This window comes from Streptomyces paradoxus (assembly GCF_014202475.1).
GTDB classification, from domain to species: Bacteria; Actinomycetota; Actinomycetes; order Streptomycetales; family Streptomycetaceae; genus Streptomyces; species Streptomyces paradoxus.
The window spans coordinates 1-23,299 of sequence record NZ_JACHGV010000008.1; the positions used below are offsets into that span (position 1 = coordinate 1).

At 70.7% G+C, this 23,299-nt stretch carries 26 protein-coding genes; 11 read left to right on the forward strand and 15 right to left on the reverse strand.

Going from position 1 to position 23,299, the window contains the following annotated elements:
• A partial coding sequence (locus HNR57_RS24845; protein ID WP_184563026.1) for a cbb3-type cytochrome c oxidase subunit I occupies positions 1-209 on the reverse strand: 209 nt, incomplete at its 3' end.
• 105 nt (positions 210-314) lie between these two features.
• Between HNR57_RS24845 and HNR57_RS24850 the strand changes: the two genes are divergently transcribed.
• Both HNR57_RS24850 and HNR57_RS24855 read left to right on the forward strand, forming a co-directional pair.
• Positions 315-875, forward strand: coding sequence for an RNA polymerase sigma factor (locus tag HNR57_RS24850; RefSeq protein ID WP_184563028.1), 561 nt, complete (start codon positions 315-317; stop codon positions 873-875).
• The gene (locus tag HNR57_RS24855; RefSeq protein ID WP_246554921.1) at positions 868-2,010 is read left to right on the forward strand and encodes a CU044_5270 family protein; all 1,143 of its coding nucleotides are present in this window, start codon (positions 868-870) and stop codon (positions 2,008-2,010) included. The genes HNR57_RS24850 and HNR57_RS24855 overlap by 8 nt, the downstream gene beginning before the upstream one ends.
• 201 nt (positions 2,011-2,211) lie before the next feature.
• Here the strand turns inward: HNR57_RS24855 and HNR57_RS24860 are convergent, their stop codons facing one another.
• Positions 2,212-2,577 (reverse strand): nuclear transport factor 2 family protein, encoded by a 366-nt coding sequence (locus HNR57_RS24860; RefSeq protein ID WP_184563030.1) that lies wholly within the window; start codon positions 2,575-2,577, stop codon positions 2,212-2,214.
• Positions 2,578-2,933: 356 nt separating this feature from the next.
• On the reverse strand, positions 2,934-4,688 hold the full coding sequence (locus HNR57_RS24865; protein ID WP_184563032.1) for an ABC transporter ATP-binding protein: 1,755 nt from the start codon (positions 4,686-4,688) through the stop codon (positions 2,934-2,936).
• A 170-nt stretch (positions 4,689-4,858) separates the two neighbouring features.
• On the opposite strand from HNR57_RS24865, the gene HNR57_RS24870 reads away from it, so the two are divergent.
• From HNR57_RS24870 to HNR57_RS24880, 3 genes are all read left to right on the forward strand, one after another.
• Positions 4,859-5,947, forward strand: a complete 1,089-nt coding sequence (locus HNR57_RS24870) for an S-(hydroxymethyl)mycothiol dehydrogenase (protein WP_184563034.1) — start codon at positions 4,859-4,861, stop codon at positions 5,945-5,947.
• Positions 5,947-6,576 carry an MBL fold metallo-hydrolase gene (locus tag HNR57_RS24875; RefSeq protein ID WP_184563036.1) on the forward strand — a complete coding sequence of 210 codons (630 nt, stop codon included), beginning with the start codon at positions 5,947-5,949 and terminating at the stop codon, positions 6,574-6,576. Before HNR57_RS24870 ends, HNR57_RS24875 begins: the two co-directional genes overlap by 1 nt.
• Positions 6,577-6,666: 90 nt before the next feature.
• Positions 6,667-7,581 (forward strand): SDR family oxidoreductase, encoded by a 915-nt coding sequence (locus HNR57_RS24880; RefSeq protein WP_184563038.1) that lies wholly within the window; start codon positions 6,667-6,669, stop codon positions 7,579-7,581.
• A gap of 21 nt (positions 7,582-7,602) precedes the next feature.
• Here the strand turns inward: HNR57_RS24880 and HNR57_RS24885 are convergent, their stop codons facing one another.
• The 4 genes from HNR57_RS24885 to HNR57_RS24900 form a co-directional block, all read right to left on the reverse strand.
• Positions 7,603-8,319 carry a TetR/AcrR family transcriptional regulator gene (locus HNR57_RS24885; RefSeq protein WP_184563040.1) on the reverse strand — a complete coding sequence of 239 codons (717 nt, stop codon included), beginning with the start codon at positions 8,317-8,319 and terminating at the stop codon, positions 7,603-7,605.
• Positions 8,320-8,355: 36 nt separating this feature from the next.
• Entirely contained in the window at positions 8,356-8,970 is a 615-nt protein-coding gene (locus HNR57_RS24890) for a class E sortase (protein WP_221342996.1), read from the reverse strand.
• Positions 8,971-9,036: 66 nt separating this feature from the next.
• Positions 9,037-9,210, reverse strand: coding sequence for a hypothetical protein (locus HNR57_RS24895; protein ID WP_184563044.1), 174 nt, complete (start codon positions 9,208-9,210; stop codon positions 9,037-9,039).
• A gap of 64 nt (positions 9,211-9,274) precedes the next feature.
• Complete coding sequence (locus HNR57_RS24900) at positions 9,275-10,435, reverse strand: glycosyltransferase family 2 protein (RefSeq protein ID WP_184563046.1); 1,161 nt, start codon at positions 10,433-10,435, stop codon at positions 9,275-9,277.
• Between the two features lie 239 nt (positions 10,436-10,674).
• On the opposite strand from HNR57_RS24900, the gene HNR57_RS24905 reads away from it, so the two are divergent.
• Positions 10,675-11,370 (forward strand): L,D-transpeptidase family protein, encoded by a 696-nt coding sequence (locus HNR57_RS24905; RefSeq protein WP_184563048.1) that lies wholly within the window; start codon positions 10,675-10,677, stop codon positions 11,368-11,370.
• Between the two features lie 31 nt (positions 11,371-11,401).
• On the opposite strand, the gene HNR57_RS24910 is transcribed toward HNR57_RS24905, so the two are convergent.
• Genes HNR57_RS24910 through HNR57_RS24925 form a run of 4 tightly spaced genes read right to left on the reverse strand, consistent with a single transcriptional unit; the run spans position 11,402 to position 15,871 of the window.
• Positions 11,402-12,601 carry a Gfo/Idh/MocA family protein gene (locus HNR57_RS24910; protein ID WP_184563695.1) on the reverse strand — a complete coding sequence of 400 codons (1,200 nt, stop codon included), beginning with the start codon at positions 12,599-12,601 and terminating at the stop codon, positions 11,402-11,404.
• Between the two features lie 14 nt (positions 12,602-12,615).
• Positions 12,616-13,959 (reverse strand): ABC transporter substrate-binding protein, encoded by a 1,344-nt coding sequence (locus HNR57_RS24915; RefSeq protein ID WP_184563050.1) that lies wholly within the window; start codon positions 13,957-13,959, stop codon positions 12,616-12,618.
• 10 nt (positions 13,960-13,969) lie between these two features.
• Positions 13,970-14,887, reverse strand: coding sequence for a carbohydrate ABC transporter permease (locus HNR57_RS24920; RefSeq protein WP_184563052.1), 918 nt, complete (start codon positions 14,885-14,887; stop codon positions 13,970-13,972).
• An 18-nt stretch (positions 14,888-14,905) separates the two neighbouring features.
• Positions 14,906-15,871: a carbohydrate ABC transporter permease gene (locus HNR57_RS24925; RefSeq protein ID WP_184563054.1), complete on the reverse strand. Its 966-nt coding sequence runs from the start codon at positions 15,869-15,871 to the stop codon at positions 14,906-14,908.
• 170 nt (positions 15,872-16,041) lie between these two features.
• Between HNR57_RS24925 and HNR57_RS24930 the strand changes: the two genes are divergently transcribed.
• From HNR57_RS24930 to HNR57_RS24940, 3 genes are all read left to right on the forward strand, one after another.
• Entirely contained in the window at positions 16,042-17,202 is a 1,161-nt protein-coding gene (locus tag HNR57_RS24930) for an ROK family transcriptional regulator (RefSeq protein WP_184563056.1), read from the forward strand.
• A 151-nt stretch (positions 17,203-17,353) separates the two neighbouring features.
• Entirely contained in the window at positions 17,354-17,539 is a 186-nt protein-coding gene (locus HNR57_RS24935; protein WP_184563058.1) for a hypothetical protein, read from the forward strand.
• A 169-nt stretch (positions 17,540-17,708) separates the two neighbouring features.
• Positions 17,709-17,855: a hypothetical protein gene (locus HNR57_RS24940; protein WP_246554925.1), complete on the forward strand. Its 147-nt coding sequence runs from the start codon at positions 17,709-17,711 to the stop codon at positions 17,853-17,855.
• Positions 17,856-17,877: 22 nt separating this feature from the next.
• Here HNR57_RS24940 and HNR57_RS24945 read toward each other — a convergent pair whose 3' ends face one another.
• Positions 17,878-19,224, reverse strand: coding sequence for a S1 family peptidase (locus HNR57_RS24945; RefSeq protein WP_184563060.1), 1,347 nt, complete (start codon positions 19,222-19,224; stop codon positions 17,878-17,880).
• Positions 19,225-19,347: 123 nt separating this feature from the next.
• A complete protein-coding gene (locus HNR57_RS24950) occupies positions 19,348-20,337 on the reverse strand; it encodes a hypothetical protein (RefSeq protein ID WP_184563062.1) in 990 nt (329 codons plus the stop codon).
• A gap of 24 nt (positions 20,338-20,361) precedes the next feature.
• On the opposite strand from HNR57_RS24950, the gene HNR57_RS24955 reads away from it, so the two are divergent.
• Both HNR57_RS24955 and HNR57_RS24960 read left to right on the forward strand, forming a co-directional pair.
• Entirely contained in the window at positions 20,362-21,540 is a 1,179-nt protein-coding gene (locus HNR57_RS24955) for a MalY/PatB family protein (protein WP_184563063.1), read from the forward strand.
• 30 nt (positions 21,541-21,570) lie between these two features.
• Positions 21,571-21,951: a PPOX class F420-dependent oxidoreductase gene (locus tag HNR57_RS24960; protein WP_184563065.1), complete on the forward strand. Its 381-nt coding sequence runs from the start codon at positions 21,571-21,573 to the stop codon at positions 21,949-21,951.
• A 22-nt stretch (positions 21,952-21,973) separates the two neighbouring features.
• On the opposite strand, the gene HNR57_RS24965 is transcribed toward HNR57_RS24960, so the two are convergent.
• Both HNR57_RS24965 and HNR57_RS24970 read right to left on the reverse strand, forming a co-directional pair.
• On the reverse strand, positions 21,974-22,384 hold the full coding sequence (locus tag HNR57_RS24965) for a Zn-ribbon domain-containing OB-fold protein (protein ID WP_184563067.1): 411 nt from the start codon (positions 22,382-22,384) through the stop codon (positions 21,974-21,976).
• A gap of 151 nt (positions 22,385-22,535) precedes the next feature.
• Entirely contained in the window at positions 22,536-23,204 is a 669-nt protein-coding gene (locus HNR57_RS24970; RefSeq protein ID WP_184563698.1) for a TetR family transcriptional regulator, read from the reverse strand.
• Positions 23,205-23,299 lie beyond the last annotated feature (95 nt).

Below are 23,299 nucleotides of genomic sequence, written 5' to 3' on the forward strand. Positions count from 1 at the left end.
GCGAACATCAGCAGCATGATCGTGCCGTGCATCGTGAACGCCTGGTTGAACTGCTCGTTCGACATGATCTGCAGACCAGGCCGGGCGAGCTCGGCACGCATGAACAGCGCCATCACGCCACCGATGACGAAGAACGCGAACGACGTCGCCAGGTACAGCGTGCCGATCGTCTTGTGATCCGTGGTCGTCAGCCACTTGAGGTGCCTCATGCCCCGCCTGTGTCCGCGCCCCGCCCGGACGTCACACTTCACTGACGCGACGAGCATCACGAAAACGGGTGTGACGATCGGGAAGCTGCCGGACAAGAACGGGACATGAGCAACGACGAGAACTTCGCCGCTGCCTACCGCGAGCACTACTGGGCGGTCAGCCGTTATGTCGCCCGGCGACTGGACGGGCGGGCCGGCGACGTGGAGGAAGTGGTGGCGGAGGTGTTCACGGTCGCCTGGCGGCGCCGGGCCGACCTCCCGGCCGCCGCGCTGCCCTGGCTGTACGGCGTGGCACGCAACTGCCTGGCCAACGCGGTACGCGGCCACGGACGCCGCCGCCGGCTCGTCGACCGGCTCGGCAACGACGACACCGCGCACGGACGGCACATCGCGGCGGGCCCCGAGGCCGACACGCCCGGCGGCTGGGTGCACGAGGCACTCGCCCGGCTCTCCGCGGCCGACCAGGAGGTGCTCCGGCTGACGGCCTGGGAGGAACTGGGCATCGACGAGGTCGCCGTCGTCCTCGGCTGCGGCAGCCGGGCCGCGTCCATGCGGCTGCACCGGGCCCGGCGCCGCCTCAGAGCCGAGATCGACCGCATGCGTCCCGAGCCCCCGCTCGCCGGGCACCCCTGCATGACCGCCCCGAAGGAGCACGGCCATGGCTGACGAACTCGAACTTCTGCGCGGCGCCGACCCGGTACCGCCCCACGGTCCCCACTTCGGTGACGGTCCCCTGGACCACAACGCCGAGCGCCGGCTCGAGCAACTGCTGCGGGACCAGGGCGACCGGCCGGCGGGCCGTCAGCGAGGCCGACCGGGTCTGCTCTCCGGCCGTCGGCGGCGTCGACAAGGTCGGTTCCCCGGCCGACTGCAGGGCCGACCGAGTCCGTTCCCCGGCCGTCCGCGGACGGGGCAGGGCCCGTTTCCCGGCCGTCCGCGGGAGCGCCTGCTGCCAGGGTCCGGCCGGCTCCGGCTGGCCTGGGGCCTGGTCGCCACGGCCGTCGTTGCCGCTGTGACCCTCACCCTCGTGCTGAGCGGACCCAGCACCCCACCCGCGGTCGCCGCCCCCCGACCGCTGGTGGTCGAGACCGGCTCCACTCCCGTGTCCCTGGCCCGTCTGGCCGAGCGGGCGTCAGCCGCCGCCGGGACCGCCGGTGCGCCCCGCCTGCGCAAGGGCACGCACGTGCAGTCCTGGAGCCTGGGCATGTCCGACGACAGGCCCCCGATCACCCTGCCCCAGGAGCGCATCGTGCGCTGGCGGGCCGACGCCAGCCACACCGAACTCGTCGTGGCCACGGACCCGAGGCATCCGGGCCGCCCGGTCCTCTCGGACGAGGGAGGCGAGCCGCACCTCGTCGACGACGGCCACGTCCTCGTCGACCGGGCTTACCCGCCGAGCTGGAGCGACGCGCCGCCTCAGTCGCCGCCGCCCCGTGACCCGGCCCGGCTGCGCGCCTACCTGATGGAGTCTCAGTTCACCGACGCGCCGCTGACCACTCCCGAACTGCTGGATGCCGTGGCCACGCTGCTGGACCACTGGACCCTCGGCGCCCGGGAGAGCGCCGCGCTCGCCCGGCTGCTGGCCGGCGCGGAGGGACTGAGGCCGGTCGGCCGGGTGACCGACCGGATGGGCCGGCACGGCCAGGCCTATGTGAACGACAGCGGCGGCGTCCGCCGCATGCTGATCATGGACCCGGCCACCGGCGTCGTCCTCGGGCTGGAGAGCACCCTCACCGAGCCGGAGCCCGCGTTCGGCGTCGAGGAGGGCGACGTCATGTCGTACAGCGCCTGGATGCGCTGATCACACGATGGCCATCACGGCCGCCGACAGGTCCCGCGCCGGGCGTGCACGACCCGAACCCGGGCAGCCCGGAACTCATGGTGGCGAAGGAGGCGAAGGTGACGCCATCGACCGGGTGCCGCAGCAGGATGCATGATCCACTCCTGGCGGGTGAACTGCTCCGGCCCGGCCGCACCCTGACGGAGCCCGGCGCGGCTCCCGTTACTCGTCCCAGGCCTGGACCAGCGTCTGCTCGGCGATCTTGCCGCCGCGCAGCGCGATCATGGACTCGGACAGTACGCGCACCCCGTCCGCGTACTCGCAGCTCTCGCTGTAGGCGGCTTCGTCACCCTCGATCACACACCGCTCCAGCTTGTGCGACATGTCGCGGCTGTAGACGTCCTCCAGCATCCGGCCGATCTCGTCGCGGCCGTGCAGGACCTTGGGGTGGCTCGGCTGGGTCGTACGGTCCACGATGCGCAGCTCCGCATCGTCGGCGTACAGCGAGAGCAGGATGTCCGGTGTCTGCCCTTCCAGGCCCCGGCGCAGCGTCTCTCGGTCGAAGGCGGGTTCTGCCGCTGTTCCCATGACGACTCCCTTCGAAGGGCCGCGACCCGGCGGGAGCGGGCCGCGAAAGGCCTCTCCTGATGAGCGTCCTCCCGCCCGGCGGGCTCGGCAAGCGCAGCCGGGGCACTGGGCCTGACGGGTGGGCGGCACCGCCCGCACGGGTACGCCGGAAGCCCGCCCGCGGTGCGGCAGGCATGATCTCAACACGACGTATCGCCCCCGCCGTTCACCGGCCTCGCCGCTCCGATGGCGAACGCGGCCGACGCGGAAGCGAAGAGCCCGCTCAGCCCGCTCTTCGGCTTCGTGCGGAACATTCGCCGACCGCGTGTGTGCGGAAGGGCCGCCCGGCTCCGGGCGGCCCTCATCCGTGCCCGGAATCAGTCCGCCGTGGCGAGGAACTGCGTCGCCGCCAGCTCCGCGTAGAGCGGATCGGCCGTCACGAGCTCTCGGTGCGTGCCGACGGCCCGGACCCGGCCCGCGTCCATCACCACGATCCGGTCGGCCATCGTCACCGTCGACAGCCGGTGCGCCACCACGAGGACCGTGGTCGTACGGGCCACGTCAGCGACGGTGTCGCGCAAGGCCGCCTCGTTCACCGCGTCCAGCTGCGAGGTCGCCTCGTCGAGCAGCAGCAGCCGCGGCCGGCGCAGCAGCGCGCGGGCGATGGCGACCCGCTGGCGCTCACCGCCGGACAGCTTGGTGCCGCGGTGCCCGACCAGCGTCTCGAGGCCGCCGGGCAGCCGGGCGACCAGACCGTCGAGCCGGGTCGTCTTGAGCACCCGCGTCAGGGCGTCCTCGTCCGCCTCGGGATTGCCCAGCAGCAGGTTGTCCCGCAGGGAGCCCGACAGGACCGGTGCGTCCTGCTCCACGTAGCCGATCGCGGCACGCAGCCGGGGCAGCTCCCAGTCGTTCAGGTCCCGCCCGTCCAGGGTGATCATGCCGGACTCGGGGTCGTAGAACCGCTCGATCAGCGAGAAGACGGTGGTCTTGCCGGCGCCGGACGGGCCGACGAACGCCGTCATGCCCTGCGCGGGCACCGTGAACGTCACGCCGTGGTGGACGTAGGGCAGGTCGTCGGCGTAGCGGAAGCGGACGTCGTCGAAGGCGAGGGCGGCGGGCGGGGCGCCGGGGACGGGCAGGGGCGCGGCGTCGGCGGCCGGCTCGGCGGGCAGGCGCAGCGCCTCCTCGATGCGGGTGAGGGCCGCGGCGCCCGTCTGGTACTGCGTGATGGCGCCGACGACCTGCTGTATCGGGGACATCAGGTAGAAGACGTACAGCAGGAACGCCACCAGCGTGCCCACGTCGACCGCGCCGGTCGCGACCCGCGCGCCGCCCACCGCGAGCACCGTGATGAAGGCGACCTGCATGGACAGCCCCGCGGTGTTGCCGGCGGCGGCCGACCACTTGGCGGCCCGCACGCTCTGCCGCCACGACTCCTGCGCCGCCTCGTGCAGCGTCCGTTCCTCGCGGTGCTCCGCGCCGGACGCCTTCACGGTGCGCAGGGCGCCGAGGATCCGCTCCAGCGAGGCACCCATGACGCCCACCGCGTCCTGCGCCTGCCGGCTCGCCTTGTTGATGCGCGGCACGATCACCCCGAGGACGACGCCCGCGCCCAGGATCACCGCCAGGGTGACGCCCAGCAGCACGGCGTCCACCAGGCCCATCATCACCACCGTGGCCAGGAGCGTGAGCCCGCCCGTGCCCAGGCCGACCAGCGAATCGGTGGTGACCGCGCGCAACAGGGTGGTGTCGGAGGTGATGCGGGCCATCAGGTCCCCGGGTTCGCTGCGGTCCACGGCCGTGATCCGCAGCCGCAGCAGATACGACGACAGGGCGCGCCGCGCGCCGAGCACCACCGACTCGGCGGTGCGGGTCAGCACGTACGAACCCAGCGCGCCCACCGCCGCGTTGGCCACGACCAGGGCCGACATCGCCAGCAGGGCGCCGGTGATGGCCCGCTCGTGCGACAGGTCGTCGATCAGCTCCCGCGCCACCAGCGGCAGCAGCAGTCCGGTCGCCCCGGTGACCAGCGAGAGCAGCGCCCCCGCGAACAGGGACCAGCGGTGCGGCCGTACGTATCCGAGGAGCTGCCGCCACGCGGGTGCGGCCGTCCCGGTCTCTGCGATGCTCACGGCGCTCCCTAGGCGTCGGCGGAGCGTTCAGGCTACGTCGCCCCCGACCCGCCCGGCCTGCCCTTTCCGCCCTTTCCGGCGGAGGGGCGTGGCCGATCCGCGTCCCTTACCGATCAGTCGCGCGTAGGGTCGGAAAGGAACGGACCCCGGCCGACGAAGGAGTCAGCACCATGGCCCAGGAAGTACGCGGCGTGATCGCCCCCGGCAAGGACGAGCCGGTGCGGATCGAGACGGTCCTGGTGCCCGACCCCGGCCCGGGCGAGGCGGTGGTGCGGGTCCAGGCCTGCGGGGTGTGCCACACCGACCTGCACTACAAGCAGGGCGGCATCAACGACGAGTTCCCGTTCCTGCTGGGCCACGAGGCCGCCGGCGTGGTCGAGGCGGTCGGCCCCGGCGTCACCGACGTCGAGCCCGGTGACTTCGTGATCCTCAACTGGCGCGCGGTGTGCGGGAAGTGCCGGGCCTGTCTGCGCGGGCGGCCCTGGTACTGCTTCGACACCCACAACGCGCGGCAGAAGATGACCCTGGCCTCGACCGGCCAGGAGCTGTCCCCGGCCCTCGGCATCGGCGCCTTCGCGGAGAAGACGCTGGTCGCGGCCGGGCAGTGCACCAAGGTCGACCCGAGCGTCGCCCCGCAGGTGGCCGGGCTGCTGGGCTGCGGGGTGATGGCCGGCATCGGCGCCGCGATCAACACCGGGAACGTCGGCCGGGGCGACTCGGTCGCCGTGATCGGCTGCGGCGGTGTCGGCGACGCGGCCATCGCCGGATCGCACCTGGCCGGAGCGGCGACGATCATCGCCGTCGACATCGACGACCGAAAACTGGAGACCGCGCGCTCCATGGGCGCCACCCACACCGTCAACTCCCGCCAGAGCGACCCGGTCGAGGCCATCCGTGAGCTCACCGGCGGCTTCGGCGCCGACGTCGTCATCGAGGCCGTCGGCCGCCCGGAGACGTACAAGCAGGCCTTCTACGCCCGGGACCTCGCCGGCACGGTCGTCCTCGTCGGTGTCCCCACCCCCGAGATGAAGCTCGACCTGCCGCTGCTCGACGTCTTCGGCCGCGGCGGCGCACTGAAGTCGAGCTGGTACGGCGACTGCCTGCCCTCCCGCGACTTCCCCATGCTGATCGACCTGCATCTGCAGGGGCGTCTGGACCTCGGCGCGTTCGTGACCGAGACCATCCAGCTCGACGAGGTGGAGAAGGCGTTCGAGCGGATGCACCATGGCGACGTGCTGCGCTCGGTGGTGGTGCTGTGATGGCGGCCCGCATCGAACACCTCGTCACCTCCGGGCAGTTCAGCCTCGACGGCGGCACCTGGGACGTCGACAACAACGTGTGGATCGTCGGCGACGACCACGAGGCGATCGTCATCGACGCCGCCCACGACGCCGACGCCATCGCCGAGGCCGTCGGGGACCGCAGGCTCACGGCCATCGTGTGCACGCACGCCCACAACGACCACATCGACGCCGCCCCCGCCCTCGCCGAGCGCACCGGCGCCACCATCTGGCTGCACCACGACGACCTGCCGCTGTGGAAGCAGACCCACCCGGACCGCGAGCCGGACGCCTGGCTGGTCGACGGCCAGACGATCGAGGCCGGGGGTGCCGACCTCAGGGTCCTGCACACCCCGGGGCACGCGCCCGGCGCCGTCTGCCTCTACGACCCGGGGCTCGGCACCGTCTTCACCGGCGACACCCTCTTCCAGGGCGGCCCCGGCGCAACCGGCCGCTCCTTCTCGCACTTCCCGACGATCATCGACTCGATCCGCGACCGGCTGCTCACCCTGCCCCCCGGCACGACGGTCCGCACCGGCCACGGCGACTCCACCACCATCGGCGCGGAGGCCCCGCACCTGGAGGAATGGATCGCCCGGGGCCACTGATCGCGAGCCGCCCGTAAAAGGCGACAGAAGATGTCCGGCTTACCCGCCACCCTGGAGACGACAAGCAGCCACGGTCACAGGAGGTCGGACATGTCAGCTCCGTTGCAGGGCAAGGTCGCACTGGTCGCCGGTGCGACCCGGGGCGCCGGGCGGGGGATCGCCGTCGAACTCGGCGCGGCCGGAGCCACGGTCTACGTCACCGGCCGCACCACCCGCGCCCGCCGCTCGGAGTACGACCGGCCCGAGACCATCGAGGACACCGCCGACCTGGTCACCGCCGCCGGCGGCCGGGGTGTCCCCGTCCCCACCGACCACCTGGACCGGGCGCAGGTCAAGGCGCTCGTGGACAGGATCGCCGACGAGCAGGGCCGCCTCGACGTCCTCGTCAACGACATCTGGGGCGGCGAGAAGCTCTTCGAGTGGGACACCCCGCTCTGGGAGCACGACCTCGACAACGGCCTGCGTCTGCTCCGGCTCGCGATCGAGACGCACGCCGTCACCAGCCACCACGCCCTCCCCCTGCTGCTGCGCAACCCCGAAGGCCTGGTCGTCGAGGTCACCGACGGCACCGCCGAATACAACGCCGAGAACTACCGCAACAGCTTCTTCTACGACCTCGCCAAGACCTCCGTGCTGCGCATGGCCTTCTCCCTCGGCCACGAACTCGGCCCGCGCGGCGCCACCGCCGTCGCCCTCACCCCGGGCTGGCTGCGCTCGGAGATCATGCTGGACGTCTACGGGGTGAGCGAGGAGAACTGGCGCGACGCACTGGAACGCGTCCCGCACTTCGCCATCTCGGAGACCCCGCACTACGTGGGCCGGGCGGTGGCCGCACTGGCCGCCGACCGGGACGTGGCGCGCTGGAACGGACAGTCCCTCTCCAGCGGCGGACTCGCCCAGGTGTACGGCTTCACGGACCTCGACGGCAGCCGCCCGGACGCCTGGCGTTACGTCGTCGAGGTCCAGGACGCGGGCAAGCCCGCGGACGTCACCGGATACCGGTGACGCGGACGCGCCGCGGGTTCGTCACGGGTCGCTCTCGACGAAGCGGTCCAGCAGCGCGTCCAGCCCGGCCGCCAGGCCCTCCGGACCGCCCCGCTCGGCGAAGGCGGGTGCGGTCGCGCGGAGCCTCGGCAGCTCCCCCGACGGCATGCGGTACAGCCCGAGCCGGAACGCGGGGTCGGGTTCCCGGGGGTCGTCCACCACGGCCCGCAGTTCCACGGCCACGTACCCGAGGACCCAGGCGGTGAAGGCACGCAGGACCGGGGCGGAACGGGTCTCCTCCAAGCCGGCGTCCCAGAGCGCGCCGAGCACCCTTTCGTGATCCCTGAGGACCGCCGGCGCCCTGCGCGCCAGCGGCACCTCGGTGAAACGTGTGAAGATCAGGGGCGCACCCTCGGGGTGGTCGAGACAGACCTGATAGGTGATCCGGGCGATGCGATGCAGTTCGGCCCGCCACGCGGGGCTCGCTGCGTCGGCCGCCGTGTCCGGGGCGGGGGTCCGGGCGAGCCGGTCCTCCAGTTGCAGGAACAGGGCCTCCACCACGCCGTCCAGCAGCGCGGTCTTGCCCGGCGCGTAGCGGTACAGGGACATGGCCTCCACACCGAGCTCGGCTCCCAGCCTGCGCATGGTCAGGGCCGCAAGGCCTTCACGGTCGACGAGGTCCAGGGCCGCGGCGAGGACCCTCTCGCGACTGAGCCTGCCGGGGCGTCCCTCGTCGTCGCCCGGTCCCGCGCCGTCCATCGTCACCTGCCTCCTCCGCGGAGATGTCGCGTGCCGTCACGGCCGCTCCCGTTCGCCCCACACGACGAACCGGTGGACGTACGTGCCGTCCCAGCCGCGGTCCGTACACGTGATGAGGGTGATCCGGGCCTTGTCGGGCCGGGCTCCCGGCTTGCCGGGAACGGGAAGGAGAACGCCGACGTCCGAGGGCTCCACGACCTTGCTGTGGGTGACCCGGTAGGTGTAGGTCGTCCGCTTCCACTCGACGTCGATCGTGTCGCCCTTCCTCAGCTCGGGGAGCCGGTTGAAGGGCTCTCCCCACCCCGTCCGATGACCCGCGACCGCGAAGTTGCCCGTCTCGCCCGGCAGCGCCGTCTCCGGGAAGTGCCCCGGGCCCTTTTCGAGGGCCTTCTGGGAGACGCCCTCGACGATCACCGGGGCGAATTCCTGGCCGAACCGGGGGACGCGCAGTACGGCGACGGCCTCGCCGGCGCGCGGATCGGCTTTGTCCTCAGGTGCTTTCCGCGGTGGAGCGGCCGACTGTCGAAGGCCTTCGCGCAATGCCTGCTGCGTATGGTCGTAGGCGTCGTCGGCCTGACGGTCGTGGAAGAGTCTGAGGCCGCCCAAGGCCAGTCCGGCGAGAATCAGGCCGATACTCAGAATGCGGATCACCCTTCTCATTCCGGACCTCCTGCATTGCGGAGGGGCCACTCCCATGGCCCCGCCCGGGCGACCTTGTCAGGCGTCGTCCCCGACCTTGCGCGGGATCAGCCGCAGTGCTGCGCATCCCGCCGAGATCAGAACGAAGACGACGATCCAGAACCAGACACTTTCGGGGCCCCCTGTGACCGGCAGCAGCCCGGCCCCGGTGGTTCCTCCGGCTGTGGTGCCTGCGCCTACATAGTTCGCCATGATCTTTTCCTTTCTCCGCCTGCATTTCAATGTGTGAGCCGTTGTGCGAGTCGTCGTGCGGGTGTCACCAGGTGCGGTCCCTTCGCAGAGCCGTGTCCGCGAGCGCGCGGAGGTGGACGCCCTGGAGGAACAGGTCGTAGCACCATTCGGGCAGGACCAGCACCGAGGCGATCGACACACGCCAGCCGCGCGATTTCACGGTGATCGCCCGCTCGATGGCGTAGAACGCCGTGAAGGCGATCCAGAACGGAGCGATCCTCAGCCCCGCGCCGACGGCGAGGTACCAGATGACGAAACCTATGTAGGCGGTCGACACGGATACTCCGAGAAAGGCCACGACCTGTCTGGCCCAGCCTTCAGCGGTGTACCGGGTGACGCCGTAGTCGATCAGGTTCTCCAGTGCGCCGCGCTTCCAGCGAAGCCGCTGTTTGGCGAGGGCTCTCCAGGTCTCCATGACTTCCGTGGTCATCGTGGCCCGCGTCGGGGCGACGATGCGGTGGTGGAGGTGCTTCAGGGCCAGCGTGAGTTCGTTGTCCTCGGTCAGCGCCTTCGTGTCGTAGACGCCTTCGGCCGCAGGGAGCCGGCCCGATTTCCGCGCCTCCAGGACGTCTTTGAGGGCTCCGGCCCGGAAAAGGCACGCGGTGCCGGTCAGGCACAGGACCTTGCCCTGCTTCCGTGCCGTGTCCCGGGCGTACCGGGCGAACTCGTTGCGCTGGAAAGCCCCGCACAGTCTGCCGCCGGAGCGACCGCGGAAGGTCCCGCCGACAGCGCCGTATCCCTGGTCCATCTTCCTGCGGGTCACCTCGATGAAGTGAGGATCCAGACAGGTGTCGGCGTCCTGGACGAGGATGCCGTCCTGGTCGGAGAGGTCCGGCAGCAGTCTGCTCAGTGCCCCGTTCAGGTTGCCGGCCTTCTTGTGCCGGTTGCCGACCGAATGCCAGACCTCGGCCCCGGCCGCGTGGGCGATCCGTTCCAGCTGCGCGGTCCGGTCGCTCTCCCGATGCGGATCGAGCGTCACGATGACGCGGTCCGCGGGACGCGTCTGCCTCCGCAGCGCCTCCAGTACGTGGGGGAGTGAATCCACCTCCCTGTAAGCGGGCACGAGCACGATCACCCGAGGCGATTTCCGCGCCGCGGCGGACGCCGCCACGAGCCCGACCGTGCTGGTCGCCGGGTCGTGCCTCGGACGGCGTTCCGCTGCTGTGGGTGAGGACGTTTCGATCATCACGTGCTCCGTGCGATGTGGGGAAGAACTACCTCATATCCATAAGCTTACGTCGTATACCTACATGTGCAACTTACATAGTCGGTTTCGCCTGTATGCGGTCTCGCACCCGCCCTGGCCGGTCCGCGGGGAATGTCACTGTTCCGTCGCAGCCCCGCCGACCGCACAACCGGAAGCCGTCACCGGCCGTCTAGCTGGCAGACATCGCACACCGCTTTCGCGAAAGGGCATGACCAGCCATGGGGGACGTACGCAGACGGAGCGCCGTCGCACTGGGGATCACCGGTCTGGTGGCACCGCTCACGCTCGCTCTCGGCGCCGCACCGGCGCAGGCCGCGAGCTGCACCACGCAGGCCGGCCCGTACCAGAAGAAGGTCGAGAAGTTCCTCGGCCTTCCGGTCGACGGCAAGCAGTCGGCCGCCGACTGCAAGGCCATCCGCGCCTTCCAGACCAAGCACGGCATCTCACCGAACATCGGCTACGCCGGTTCCGTCACCTGGGGCGTGATGGACCTGATGCAGAAGCAGAAGGCCGTCGGGTCGAACCCCAACAAGGACGGCAAGTGCCCGGTGAACAAGGGCCGGATCGCCTGTGTGAACCTGACGCTCCAGCTGAGCTGGATCCAGGACGGCAAGAAGCTCGTCTACGGACCCGTCCCGGTCCGCACCGGCCGTAACGGCGACGAGACCCGCACCGGCCTGAAGAAGATCTACTGGCGCAACATCGACCACGTCTCGTCCATCTACGACGTGCCGATGCCCTACGCCCAGTTCTTCGACGGCGGCCAGGCCTTCCACCAGGCGAACGTCAGCATGTGGAACCCGCCGGGCTCGCGCGGCTGCGTCAACATGACCAAGACCGACGCCAAGAAGTACTGGTCGCTGCTGAAGAAGGGTGACGACGTCTTCGTGTACGGCCGCAAGCCGGGCACCTGATACCGGGCACCCGGCTCGCACCCGGCGTTCCCTACTGGGGCGCGTCCCCGAAGTCCGGGATCTCCAGCCTGACCCCGCCCTGCCGCGCCGACTCGTGCGCGACGATGCCCGGCAGGGTGTAGCGGGCGGCCACCCAGGCGTTCACCGACGGCAGTGTGCGGTCGTTGACGGCGGTCACGAAGTCGTCCACCAGGAAGTGGTGGCTGCCCTCGTGGCCGTTGTGGAGGTGGTCGAACTCCCTCGGCAGTCGCGCGCGGTCGTGCACGGGCGCCGACCCGGAGGTGAAAGCGGCCCGCAGCTCCGGCGCGATGTGCTGGAGCGAGGGGTCGTCGGGCGCCATCGTGGGCTTGGGCTCCAGCAGTTCGCTGATGTCCTTCACCCCCTGCTTGTCCTGCCACAGGGCGACCGTGGCGAGCTGCTCCATGCTGGCCTCGGTACCGAAGAAGCGGAAGCGCGACTCCCGTATGTGCGAGGGGTAGCCGACCCGCCGGAACTCGTTCGTACGGAACGAGCCGCCGCCCGCCACCTCGAACAGCGCGGTGGCGTTGGAGACGTCGTTGCCGAACTGGCTGACGTCCTTGTCGAAGACGCCGTCGCCCCGGTCGTCGGCGACACCGATCGCCGACACGCTCACGGCGTGCGTCCGCCAGGCGCCCAGCACGCCGCCGATCGCGTGCGTCGGGTACAGCAGCGGGGGATAGCTGGCGGTCGCCTTCCAGTTCTCGCCGCCGCTGTACTGGTAGGCCTCGTAGAAGCCCAGGTCCATGTCGTGGACGTAGTCGCCCTCGGCGTAGAAGAGCCGCCCGAAGGCGCCCTCGGCGATCTGGTTGCGGGCGTGGACCGTGGCCGGGTTGTACTCACTGGTCTCGCCCATCATGTAGGTCAGCCCGGTGGCCTTGACCGCGTCGATGATCGCCGCGATCTCCTCCGCGCTGATCGCCATGGGGACGGCGGAGTACACGTGCTTGCCGGCGTTCAGGCCCTGGAGCACCAGCGGGCCGTGCGTCCAGCGCTGGGTGAAGATCGCGACGGCGTCGATGTCCTCCGACTCCAGCATGGCCTGGTAGGACGGGAAGGTGCCCGCCAGACCCTGGGCGGAGGCGAGTTGGGCGGCCCTCTCGGGCAGCAGGTCGGTGACGTAGACGTCGCTGACACCGGGGTGGGCCTGGAACAGGGTGGCGAACTGGCCCGAGAACTGTCCGGCGCCGACGATGCCGATGGAGAACGTCATGGAGCGCGTGCCCTTCACTGGGAGAGGATGAGGTTGATCTGGTCGTTGGTCTGATCGAGGCTGCTCACGGGCTTGCCGTTGCCGTAGATGTCTTCCATCGCGGGCTGCATGAGCGCGGTCATGTCCGCCGAGTAGCTGGCGATCGGGTACGAGAAGGTCCGGGAGTGCTTCTTGTCGGCCACCGGTTCGGTGAACGACGAGACGTCGATGCCCTTCTTCCGGTACGCGGCGACGGCGGCCTCGGTCCCGGCCGGCGTGGCGGGGAAGACGACGCCGTACCTGCCGACGACGGTCTGGCACTTGTCCGAGGCCAGATACGCCACCCACTTCTTGGCGCCCGCCTTGTTCTTGGAGGCCTTCGTGACGGAGTCGGCGAGGCCGTTCATCATGGTGGCGCGCTTGCCGGTCGGGCCGACCGGCGTCAGGGCGGTCTTGATGTCCTTGCCCTTGAAGCCCGCGTAGGTGGAGATCATCCAGGCCCCGTCGAACGCGGTGGCCGCCTTGCCCGCCGCCACCTGGGTGTTCGCCTGGTTGGACTGGACGTTGTAGTCGGACAGCGGTGGCATGTAGCCCTTCTTCGCCAGGCCGAAGTACCACCGGATGACGGACTGGAAGGTCTTGCTGTCGTACTGGTACTTCGTGCCCCAGCGCGGCTTGTCGAGGTAGCTCCAGCCGGCGGAGGCGGCGAAGTTGCTCCACTGGGTCTGGCCGTCGCCGAAGCCGCCGCCGTTGCTGGCCATGCCGTAGACCTTGACGTTGTTCCTGTCGAAGCCCGGTTCGTCGCCCCGCTTGCCGTTCCTGTCGATCGTGAGGTGGGCGATGGCCTTCTCGAAAGTGCCGCCGTCCTTCGGGTTCCAGGCCAGGCTGTTGAGCTGTTCGGCGCCGAGTCCGGCTTCCGCGGTCATCTTGGAGTTGTAGAAGAGCGCGACCGTGTCCCAGTCCTTCGGGGCGCCGTAGCGGTGGCCGTCCTTGCCGATCCAGTTGGCGGCGAGGCCCGGCTGGTAGTCCGCGTCCTCGATGCCGAGGTTGTCGAGCGGTTCGAGGACCTTCAGATCGGCGAACTGGCCGAAGTTCTGGATGTGGTCGGTGAACACGTCCGGCTGGGTGCCCGCGATGAACCCGGCGGTGAGCTTGGTCCAGTAGTCGCTCCAGCCCAACTGCGTGATCTTCACCTTCAGTCCGGGGTTCTCCTTCTCGAACCCTTTGGCACAGGCCTGGTAGGCGGGCAGCTGGTTGGCGTCCCACAGCCAGTACGTGACGGTGTTCGCGGAGGATCCGGCGGCGCCGGACTGCGCGCATCCGCTGACCAGGGACAGCGCCAGCGCTCCGGTCGCCGCGACGAGCGTACGAATTCGCATCACAGTCCCCTTACTTGATCCCGGTGAAGCCGATGGAGCTGACGATGCGGCGGGCGAAGCAGGCGAACAGCACCAGCATCGGCAGCGCGGCGATCAGCGTCGCGGCCATGAGCCCGGACCAGTCGACGCCGGTCGCCGGGGTCTGCGCCCGGAAGACCGCCAGCGCCACGGTCAGCACACGCGAGCTGTCGCTGTAGGAGACCATCAGCGGCCAGAAGTAGTCGTTCCAGGAGGTGATGTACGTCAGCACGGCCAGCGTGATGATCGGCGTGGACGCCATCGGCAGCACCACCCGGAAGAAGATCTTGATCTTCCCGGCGCCGTCGAGCAGCGCGGCCTCCTCGACCTCCTTGGGGATGTTCATGAAGAACTGCCGCAGGAAGAACACCGCGAACGGGGTCATGAACATGGTGGGCAGCGCGATGCCGAGGAGCGTGTCGATCAGGTGCAGCTGCTTGATGAGCACGAAGTTCGGCAGCAGGGTGAAGATGGCCGGCACCATCATCCCGGCGAGGAACAGGCCGAACACCTTGTCCCGCCCCCGCCAGCGCAGTCGCGAGAAGGCGTACGCGGCCATCGCCGAGAAGAAGATCTGACAGCCGGTGATGAGGGTCGAGACCAGCACCGAGTTGAGCAGGTAGCGCCAGAAGTCGAGGCCGCCGCCGGCTCCGCCCTGACTGACGGCCTCCTCGGCCGACTGCATCCCCAGGGCTCGTTCGAAGCCGCTCGTGGTGAGGTCCACCGGCAGCGGGTTGGTCGGGTCGGCGCTCAGGCCCGCGTTGGTGGAGAGCGCGGTGCGCAGGATCCAGTAGAACGGCAGCAGGGTGATGAGGACGATCAGCCCCATCGCGGTCCAGCCGGCGGCCCGCCCCCAGGAGAACCTGCGCCGCACCGGTCGTACGGTCGTGGTGGTCGTCACGGCAGCCATGGCGGTGTCCCCCTTCCGTCAGCCGAGGTCGGTCCGGCCGGCCCGGGTGAGCCGGTACTGGAGGATGGTGATCGCGCTCAGCACGACCAGCAGGGCGACGGACATGGCCGAGGCGTAGCCGAACTGGAAGCGGCCGAAGGCCGAGCCGTAGATGTAGAACTGCAGGACGTTGGTGGCGTTCGCCGGACCGCCCGCGGTGGTGACGGCGACGGTGTCGAACACCTGGAACGATCCGATCACCGTCATGATCAGCACGACCGCGAGCACCGGACGCAGCAGCGGCATGGTGATCCGCCAGAACATCCGCCACTCGCTCGCCCCGTCCACCCGGGCCGCCTCGTACATGTCGTTCGGGATCGCCTGGAGACCCGCGAAGAGCAGCAGGGCCGTGTACCCGACGTGCCGCCACACGTTGATGAGCGCGATCGTCGGGATCGCCCAGGTCTCGTCGGCGAGGAACGGGATACGGTCCACGCCGAGGCCGCTGATGATCTCGTTGCCGATGCCGAGCTGGGTGTCGAGGATCCACAGCCAGACGAGACCGGCGACGACGTTCGACATCAGATACGGCGTCAGCACGATCCCGCGCAGCATCGACGACTGCGTCAGCCGCTGGAGCAGGACGGCGATGGCGAGCGCCGCGACCGTCTGGACGCCGATGTTGATGACGACGTACTCGACGGTGACCCACAACGAGTCCCAGAAGATGGGGTCGTTGACCATGCGGACGTAGTTGTCCAGACCCACCCACTCCGCCGGCGTCAGCAGGTTGAAGCGGGTGAAGCTCAGGTAGATGCCCCGCAGGGTCGGCCAGAGCAGGAAGACCAGGAAGCCGAGCAGGGCCGGCGTGATGAAGAGCGCGGCCAGCCGCCCGTCCCCCCGGTCCTCACCGGACACCCCCTGTCGCGTCCGGGTCCTGCTGGGGGCCTCCGCCGCGCCGCCCGTGGGCAGACGTGAGGGAGGACTGCTGGAGGCGATGGTCATCGGGAGACTCCCTCGCTGCGGCGGCTCGTCCTCTGGCGGGACTTACTTTTGGTGCGAAACAATTGCTGCGTCAAGAGGCCTGCAAACAACTTTTCCCAGGAACCGACATCGACTTAGAGTGGTCATGTTGGTTTCGGTGTGAAAAAAATGGGTGAGGGGGTCGGACCTTCATGACCGAAGGCACCGCCGGCTGGCTGCCGCTGAGCGCGGGGGAGCGCTCCGTGGCGATCGACGTGCTCGTCCACGGCCCGCTCTCGCGCACGGAACTCGCCCGCAGGCTGGGTCTGTCGGCCGGCAGTCTCACCCGGCTGACCAAGCCGCTGATCGAGTCGGGCCTGCTCGTCGAGGTGCCCGAAGCCGATGCGCCCGCGGAGTCGCGCCAGGGCCGCCCCTCCCAGCCGCTGGACGTCGTCGCCGACTCGGGCTTCTTCCTCGGCTTCAAGATCACCGAGGACATGGTCTACGGCGTCGTCACCACCCTGCGCAGCCACATCGTCGCCCGCCACGACCGCCCGCTCACCACCCACGACCCCGCCGAAGTCGCCGACGTGCTGGCCGGGATGACCGCCGAACTGGCCAAGAGGCACCCCCGTCTCGCCGGCATCGGCATCGGGGTCGGCGGATTCGTCCAGGACCGTGCCGTGGTCGGCGAATCCCCCTTCCTGCTGTGGCGGGACGTCCCCCTGGCCGACCTGGTCGAGGAGCGCACGGGGCTGCCGGTGGTCGTCGAGAACGACGTCGCCGCCCTGGTCGAGGCCGAGACCTGGTTCGGCGCCGGGCGCGGCCTGGACCGCTTCGTCGTCCTCACCATCGGTGCCGGTATCGGCTACGGGCTCGTCCTGGGCGGCAAGCGGGTGCCCTTCGCGGAGGAGGACCGCGGCTTCGGGCGGCACTGGATCGTCGACTCCAGCGGTCCGCTCACCCCGGACGGCAGGCGCGGCAGCGCCGTCTCGCTGCTGACCATCCCCAGCATCCGCTACCAGGTCCGGGCCGCCACCGGCGGCGACCACACCTACGAGGAGATCCTCGCCCTGGCCGCCGCGGGGGACCCGATGTCCGCCCGGGTCGTCGAGGAGGCGGCGCGCGCCCTGGGCGCGCTGGTCGCGCAGATCTCCAACTTCGTGATGCCGCAGAAGATCCTGCTCGCGGGGGAGGGGGTCGGGCTGATGGACGTGGCCGGGAAGACGGTCGAGGAGACGATCCGCGAACACCGGCACCCGCTGGCCGCTCCGGTCGGCCTGGAGACGAAGGTGTCCGACTTCCACGACTGGGCCCGCGGCGCGGCCGTGTTGGCCATCAAGGTGCTGGTGCTGGGGTCGGCCGAAGCGTGAACGACGGCGAACTTCCCGGTGCCGAAAGGTACTCACAGGCGGCTGATGTGAACAGCCTCACGTTTACCGGGAGATGGACGTGATCAGTAACACTGTCCGAAATGACCGTTTAGCTCGTGATTACTCACATCGTCTTCACGTCCGGCGACGTATGCTTCACAGTATGTCCACCACTGTTGAACCATCATCCGAGCGATCGGCTGACGAGGTCAACGAGGAGATCCGCGCGCTGTGGCGCCGGTCGGGCGGGACACTGAGCGTCGAGCAGCGCGAGGAGTACCAGCGGCTCGTCCTGGAGTGGGCCGCAGCGGCCCCGCAGCCGGCTCCCGCGGCCTGACCTTCGTCCCGGCGCACGCTGACGCATCGGACCCTCGTCGAAGGGCACCCCTGATCCAACGGGTGCCCTTCTCGCACTTTCCTCGGCCGCCGTCTACGGCATCGTCGTCCCCCGAGCTCTCGGCTTCGCTCGAGCAGGCAGGCGCCCCCTCGCCGCCCAGCGGCCGTTGATGGCCGTCGCCGTGGTCCTGGCCTCCCTGTACCCCGCCCTCCCCGTGGTACTGGGCCTCGCCCTGCTGCACGAGCGGATCAGCCGCCGTCAGGCGGTGGGGCTGCTCGGAGCGGGGATCGCGACCGTGCTGCTCACGCTGGGCTGACGGCGACGCCCCGCCGCCTGCCTCATCCCCACGTGGCCGAGTAGTACTGCCGGTACGCCCTGCGGTCCTGCTCCGCGCGGATCCACCGGGTCGCCACCAGCGCCACGAGGCTGCCCGCGATGACGAGCATGCCCGGGCCGACATTGCGCGGGTCGGTGAGGCGGGTCAGCAGCGTCGACACGTCCGTGCCCGTGATCGGCGCCGACGAACCGGGCGAGGCCGCACCCGGCGAGGCCGACGGCGCGGGTGCGGCGCCCGTGCCACCGGACGACTTGGCCACGATCAGCTTGACGCCCAGCTCGCTCAGCGCCTTCGTCACCGGCTGGAAGAACGTCGTACCGCCCGCCTTGCAGTCCCCGCTGCCGCCCGACGTCAGGCCGATCGCGATGCCGTCGGCGAACATCGGGCCTCCGCTGTCACCGGGTTCGGCGCACACGTTCGTCTCGATGAGACCGGTGACCGTGCCCTCGGGGTAGTTGACCGTGGCGTTGAGCGCCGTCACCTCTCCCTCGCGCAGTCCGCTGGTGCTGCCGCTGCGGAAAATCTTCTGCCCGACCTCCGCGTCGGCGACGCCCGTGATCCGCACGCCCTTGCCGTCACCGACCGCCACCACGTCCGCGCCCTTGCCCGCACGGCCGCCGTCGTACTTCACCAGGGAGTAGTCGTCGCCCGGGAAGCTCCCCCGGAGCGACGTGCCGACCTGCTGCCGGCCCCGGTCGTCGGCGAACCAGACGGAACCGTCGGGCCCGCAGTGCCCCGCCGTGAGGATGAAGTCGCTCTTGCCGTCGGTCACGTTGAACCCTGCCGAACAGCGTCCGGCGGTCGACAGGATGGGCTGCGCGCCGTTGATGCGTGTCGTGAACGTGCCCTCGGTGCGCTCCATCCGCACGAAGGAGCCGATGCCCTCGGCGACGTCGGTCATCCGGGACCAGTCGGAGGCGGAGACGGTGCTGTCACCGCGCACCACCACCTGGTTGCTCTTGTAGTCCAGAGCCCACGAGGTTCCGGCAACCCTGGGGGCCGAACGCAGCGTCGCCGCGGCGGACTTGAGGTCGCTCATACTGTGACTGACCATCTTGGCCCGCGCCCCGGCGCGCTTCACCTCGGCCGCCGCCTTCTCGTCGGTCACCGCGACGACCGGCCGCCCGGACGAGTCGATCCAGCTGCCCGCCGTGCGCGTGTTCCCGAGCCGGGACACGAGGTCGGTGCCCTCGCCCGTCGCCGGCGGCGCGGTGAACGGGACGCCGATGACCGGGGCCGACGGCTCGCTCGCCACGGCGGTGGTGACCATCGCTCCTCCGAGGAGGAGTCCGCCGACGGCCGCCAGCCGTGTCACTCGCCGGACGACCCGTCGTCGTGCGTGCCTCATGCATGGCTCCCGAACCAGAACATCACGGTGCGAACACCGCAGGGCCCTCCTTGAGTTGAGTGCCCTTCATCCCATACGGGGCGGAGCCGTGCCGTGTTCAGCGCACCGGTGATCTCTTCGGCCTCACCCGGCGACCGGGGCCGCGAGCAGGGCCCCGCTGCGCGCGTCGCCCCACACCGAGTCCGGATCGACGTAGGGCCGCAGCAGGGCGGTGAGCGCCGGGTCCCCGCGGCCGTTCAGCTCGTCGGAGGCGATCTTGCGGGCGATCCCGGCCAGGAAGTCCGCCACCTGCACCCGCGCGTCGTCCCGCGCGACGACGAGCCGCAGCCCGGCCAGGCCGATCCCGGCCCGCCGGGCCGTGCCCTCGATCCAGGCGATGCGCTCCGGCGTCAGCATGTTCTGCCGGTCGTGCACGAGGTGGACCGGCCGCCCGCTCCCGCTCCAGAGCGCGGCCGTCCGCACGATCGCCGGGAGCAGCGGGTTGAGCAGCGGGATCAGGGGCGGCCCGGTCAGGAACCCGTCCCGGTACGCCACCGCGCGGGGCCGGGTCGCGGCGAGCCGCTCCAGGATCCGTGCCGCGTCCGTCCGCGGACGCGCCCGGAGCAGGGTGCCGACGGTGGCGTAGAAGGCGTCCACCGGGTCCCCGTCGTGGCGGACCCGCAGCAGCTGGTTGGCCGCCTCCAGGAAGGCCCGCCAGCCGTCCTCCCCGAAGACCTCGCGTCCCGCGCGGAACAGGACGGCCGCCCCGGCCGCGTCGTCCAGCAGCAGACCGAGGGTCCGGTCCACCACGAAGTACGTCTTCTCCATGAGGTGCACCCGAGCCTGCCCGTGGATCGGGCCCTGCGGCGCGAGCAGCCACTCCAGCACCGCGCGGTGCTTCTCCCGCAGCAGGTGGTTCGCCTTGTACTCCTCGGCCGGTGACCGGATCCGGTTCCGGATCTCCCCGACCGTCGCCGCGGCCGACGCCACGGACAGCGAGACGCCGGCGTGCGCGAACACGTCCGTGTTCCCGCCGGTGAGGTTCTCACCGTCCGACCCCGACTCGTCGCAGGCGATCTCCAGCAACGCGCCCACCGCCCCGCCCCGGTGCCCGTCCGCACAATTCCCGCTCACCGCACAGCCCCCTATCGTGTGCCCATGACCAGGATCCCGCACGAGACGTCCGGTGAACCGAATCCCCTGCAAGTCCTCCCTCTCGACCGCCTCCGGCAGCGCACCAGCGTGAAGTGGCGCACCTACCCGGAAGACGTGCTGCCGCTGTGGGTGGCCGAGATGGACGTGCCGCTCGCCGAACCCGTCGTGCGCGCCGTCACCGACGCGCTCCACCTCGGCGACACCGGCTACGCGGCCGGTACCGCCTACGCGGAGGCCCTGGCCGCCTTCGCCGGGAAGCGGTGGGGCTGGGAGGGGCTCGCCGTGGAGCGCAGCGCGATCGTCCCCGACGTCATGCTGGGCGTCGTCGAGATGCTCAAACTGGTCACCGGCCCCGGTGACACGGTGGTCGTGAACCCGCCCGTGTACCCGCCGTTCTACCTGTTCGCGGAGCACATGGACCGGCGGGTGGCCGTAGCCCCGCTCGGGGCGGACGGGCGCATCGACCCGGAAGTCCTGGAGTCGTCCTTCCGGCAGGCCGTGGCGGACGGGCGGCGAGCCGCCTATCTGCTGTGCAACCCCCACAACCCGACCGGCACCGTGCACACGGAGGAGGAACTGTCCGCCGTCGCCGGCCTCGCCGAGCGGTACGGTGTGCGCGTCGTCGCCGACGAGATCCACGCCCCGCTCGTGCTGGGCGGCCCCGGCTTCGTGCCGTATCTGAGCGTGCCGGGCGCCGAGCGTGGCCTGTCCCTGATGTCGGCCTCGAAGGGCTGGAACCTGTCCGGGCTCAAGGCCGCCGTCGCGGTGGCCGGGCCCGGGGCGGCCGCCGACCTGGACCGCATGCCCGAGGAGGTGGGGCACGGCCCGAGCCACGTCGCCGTCATCGCCCACACCGCCGCCCTGCGCGACGGCGTCACCTGGCTGGACGCCCTGCTGGCCGGCCTCGACGGCAACCGGCGGCTGCTCGCCGGCCTGCTCGCCGAGCACCTGCCCGCGATCCGCTACCGGCCGGGCGACGCCACCTACCTGGCCTGGCTCGACTGCCGCGCCCTCGGGCTCGGCGACGACCCGGCCGACGTCTTCCTGCACCGCGGCCGCGTCGCCCTCAGCTCAGGCCTGCCCTTCGGCACCGGTGGCACCGGTCATGCCCGCCTCAACCTGGCGACCTCGCAGGAGGTGCTCGTGGAGGCCGTGCGGAGAATGGCGGCGGCGCTGCGGTGAACCCGGGGACGCGCTCGTAGACTTCCCGGCATGGACGACAGGACACCGGCTGAACTGGGCGCGGGCAAGTACCTGCTGATCACCAGCTACCGCCGGAACGGCACGCCGGTGGCCACTCCGGTCTGGGTGGTGCCCGACGGGGAGGCGCTCGGCGTCTGGACGCCGGCCGACTCCTGGAAGGTGAAGCGCATCCGCAACCGCGCGGACGTGCTGGTCGGCCCCTGCGACCTGCGCGGCAACCCCACCGGCGATCAGGTGCCCGCGACGGCGGAGATCTGCGACGCGGCCACCACCGCCCGCTACCGGCGGCTGATCGCCCGCAAGTACGGCCTGACGGGCCGGCTGACCCTGCTCGGCAGCCGGCTGCGCCGGGGCGTGGACGGCACGGTGGGCATCCGCATCACCCTCTGACCCGTACCGAAGTGATGGGGCGTCAGCTCCAGGCCCGGTACGGCTCGTCCAGCAGCTGGAAGACCGGCTCGCCGCGTACCGGGTCCTTGGCCGTGGACAGCCGCACCCGGTCCCCGCTGTGGATGCCGATCGGCGGGCCCATCACCCGGCCACGCACGACGAACCCCTCGGACATCTCTATCTGTGACACGTTGCGCGCCGCGGGCGTGTTGCGGTGCACCACCGTGGAGTGGCGGACGGTGCCCGTGCCCTCGGCGCGCTCCGTGCGCAGCTCGCTGCCCCGGCAGACCGGACACAGCAGCCGGTGGTACATGGCGGTGCCGCACCAGGTGCAGCGCTGGAAGAGGATGGCCTCCGCGTTCTGGCCCCTCGGGTCGAGCAGACCCGTCGCGGAGCCGGCTGCCTGCTGAGCGACGCTTCCTGAGTGGTACACGCTGGTCAACTCCCTGCACTCGGCCGGAATCCGCGCACGCGATCACCCGCGCACACGTGTGCGCGGTTCGCCGTGCCACCGTGCACGCAGCACAGAGTATGGCACTCAGTGCCACTCGTAAAGGCACTCCGTACCCTCAATGTGAGGGCACTCAGCCCCGCCCCAGGGTCGCCTCGATCTCCTGCACCACCCGCCACAGGGGCGCGCCGCGCCGCGCCACGACCACCACCACGTCCTCCGGCTGCTCCGCCACCGGCGGCACCGGCACGCCCCCGAACGCCGACTGCACGTAGGCCAGCGCGTGGTCGACCGCGGTGCTCGCCTCGCCCCGCCCGTCCGAACGCAGCCAGCACCGCAGCGCGTTGTTGTGCGCCGCCACCACGGCCGCCGCGATCACGTCGGCCTGCAGGGTGCCGTCCCGGCGGGCGGCGAAGCGCCGGCGCAGGTACTCGGCGAGGGCCCGCTCGTAGCGCCACACGACCGACAGCTCGTAGGCGCGCAGCCCCGGTACCTGCTTGGTCAGGCGGTAGCGCTGCACCGAGAACGTCGGGTTCTCGGCGTACATGCGCAGCACGAGCCGGGCCGCGTCGCAGACCCGCCCCACGGGTTCGTCGTCGTCGGAGCCGTCCGCCAGGAAGGCCGTCATGTCGGCCAGGCAGCGTTCGTGGTCCGGGAAGACCACGTCCTCCTTGGAGGGGAAGTAGCGGAAGAACGAGCGCCGTCCGACTCCGGCGAGGGCAACGATGTCGTCGACGGTGGTCTGCTCGTACCCCCGCTCAAGGAACAGGTGGAAGGCCGCCGCCACCAGGGCGTCCCGCATGGGTGGCTTTCCGGTGCCGGCCTCGTCCTTCTCGGAGCTCATGGGCGCGAACGTAGCACCCGGCAGATCACTCATGGCACTCAGTGCACAACTGG

What these genes read in the sequence shown, in the direction of transcription:
- HNR57_RS24850 (WP_184563028.1), top strand. Translation starts at nt 315, where the DNA reads ATGAGCAACGACGAGAACTTCGCCGCTGCCTACCGCGAGCACTACTGG.
- HNR57_RS24855 (WP_246554921.1), top strand. Translation starts at nt 868, where the DNA reads ATGGCTGACGAACTCGAACTTCTGCGCGGCGCCGACCCGGTACCGCCC.
- HNR57_RS24860 (WP_184563030.1), bottom strand. Translation starts at nt 2,577, where the DNA reads ATGGGAACAGCGGCAGAACCCGCCTTCGACCGAGAGACGCTGCGCCGG.
- HNR57_RS24870 (WP_184563034.1), top strand. Translation starts at nt 4,859, where the DNA reads ATGGCCCAGGAAGTACGCGGCGTGATCGCCCCCGGCAAGGACGAGCCG.
- HNR57_RS24875 (WP_184563036.1), top strand. Translation starts at nt 5,947, where the DNA reads ATGGCGGCCCGCATCGAACACCTCGTCACCTCCGGGCAGTTCAGCCTC.
- HNR57_RS24880 (WP_184563038.1), top strand. Translation starts at nt 6,667, where the DNA reads ATGTCAGCTCCGTTGCAGGGCAAGGTCGCACTGGTCGCCGGTGCGACC.
- HNR57_RS24885 (WP_184563040.1), bottom strand. Translation starts at nt 8,319, where the DNA reads ATGGACGGCGCGGGACCGGGCGACGACGAGGGACGCCCCGGCAGGCTC.
- HNR57_RS24895 (WP_184563044.1), bottom strand. Translation starts at nt 9,210, where the DNA reads ATGGCGAACTATGTAGGCGCAGGCACCACAGCCGGAGGAACCACCGGG.
- HNR57_RS24900 (WP_184563046.1), bottom strand. Translation starts at nt 10,435, where the DNA reads ATGATCGAAACGTCCTCACCCACAGCAGCGGAACGCCGTCCGAGGCAC.
- HNR57_RS24905 (WP_184563048.1), top strand. Translation starts at nt 10,675, where the DNA reads ATGGGGGACGTACGCAGACGGAGCGCCGTCGCACTGGGGATCACCGGT.
- HNR57_RS24910 (WP_184563695.1), bottom strand. Translation starts at nt 12,601, where the DNA reads ATGACGTTCTCCATCGGCATCGTCGGCGCCGGACAGTTCTCGGGCCAG.
- HNR57_RS24915 (WP_184563050.1), bottom strand. Translation starts at nt 13,959, where the DNA reads ATGCGAATTCGTACGCTCGTCGCGGCGACCGGAGCGCTGGCGCTGTCC.
- HNR57_RS24920 (WP_184563052.1), bottom strand. Translation starts at nt 14,887, where the DNA reads ATGGCTGCCGTGACGACCACCACGACCGTACGACCGGTGCGGCGCAGG.
- HNR57_RS24925 (WP_184563054.1), bottom strand. Translation starts at nt 15,871, where the DNA reads ATGACCATCGCCTCCAGCAGTCCTCCCTCACGTCTGCCCACGGGCGGC.
- HNR57_RS24930 (WP_184563056.1), top strand. Translation starts at nt 16,042, where the DNA reads ATGACCGAAGGCACCGCCGGCTGGCTGCCGCTGAGCGCGGGGGAGCGC.
- HNR57_RS24935 (WP_184563058.1), top strand. Translation starts at nt 17,354, where the DNA reads ATGCTTCACAGTATGTCCACCACTGTTGAACCATCATCCGAGCGATCG.
- HNR57_RS24940 (WP_246554925.1), top strand. Translation starts at nt 17,709, where the DNA reads ATGGCCGTCGCCGTGGTCCTGGCCTCCCTGTACCCCGCCCTCCCCGTG.
- HNR57_RS24945 (WP_184563060.1), bottom strand. Translation starts at nt 19,224, where the DNA reads ATGAGGCACGCACGACGACGGGTCGTCCGGCGAGTGACACGGCTGGCG.
- HNR57_RS24955 (WP_184563063.1), top strand. Translation starts at nt 20,362, where the DNA reads ATGACCAGGATCCCGCACGAGACGTCCGGTGAACCGAATCCCCTGCAA.
- HNR57_RS24960 (WP_184563065.1), top strand. Translation starts at nt 21,571, where the DNA reads ATGGACGACAGGACACCGGCTGAACTGGGCGCGGGCAAGTACCTGCTG.
- HNR57_RS24970 (WP_184563698.1), bottom strand. Translation starts at nt 23,204, where the DNA reads ATGCGGGACGCCCTGGTGGCGGCGGCCTTCCACCTGTTCCTTGAGCGG.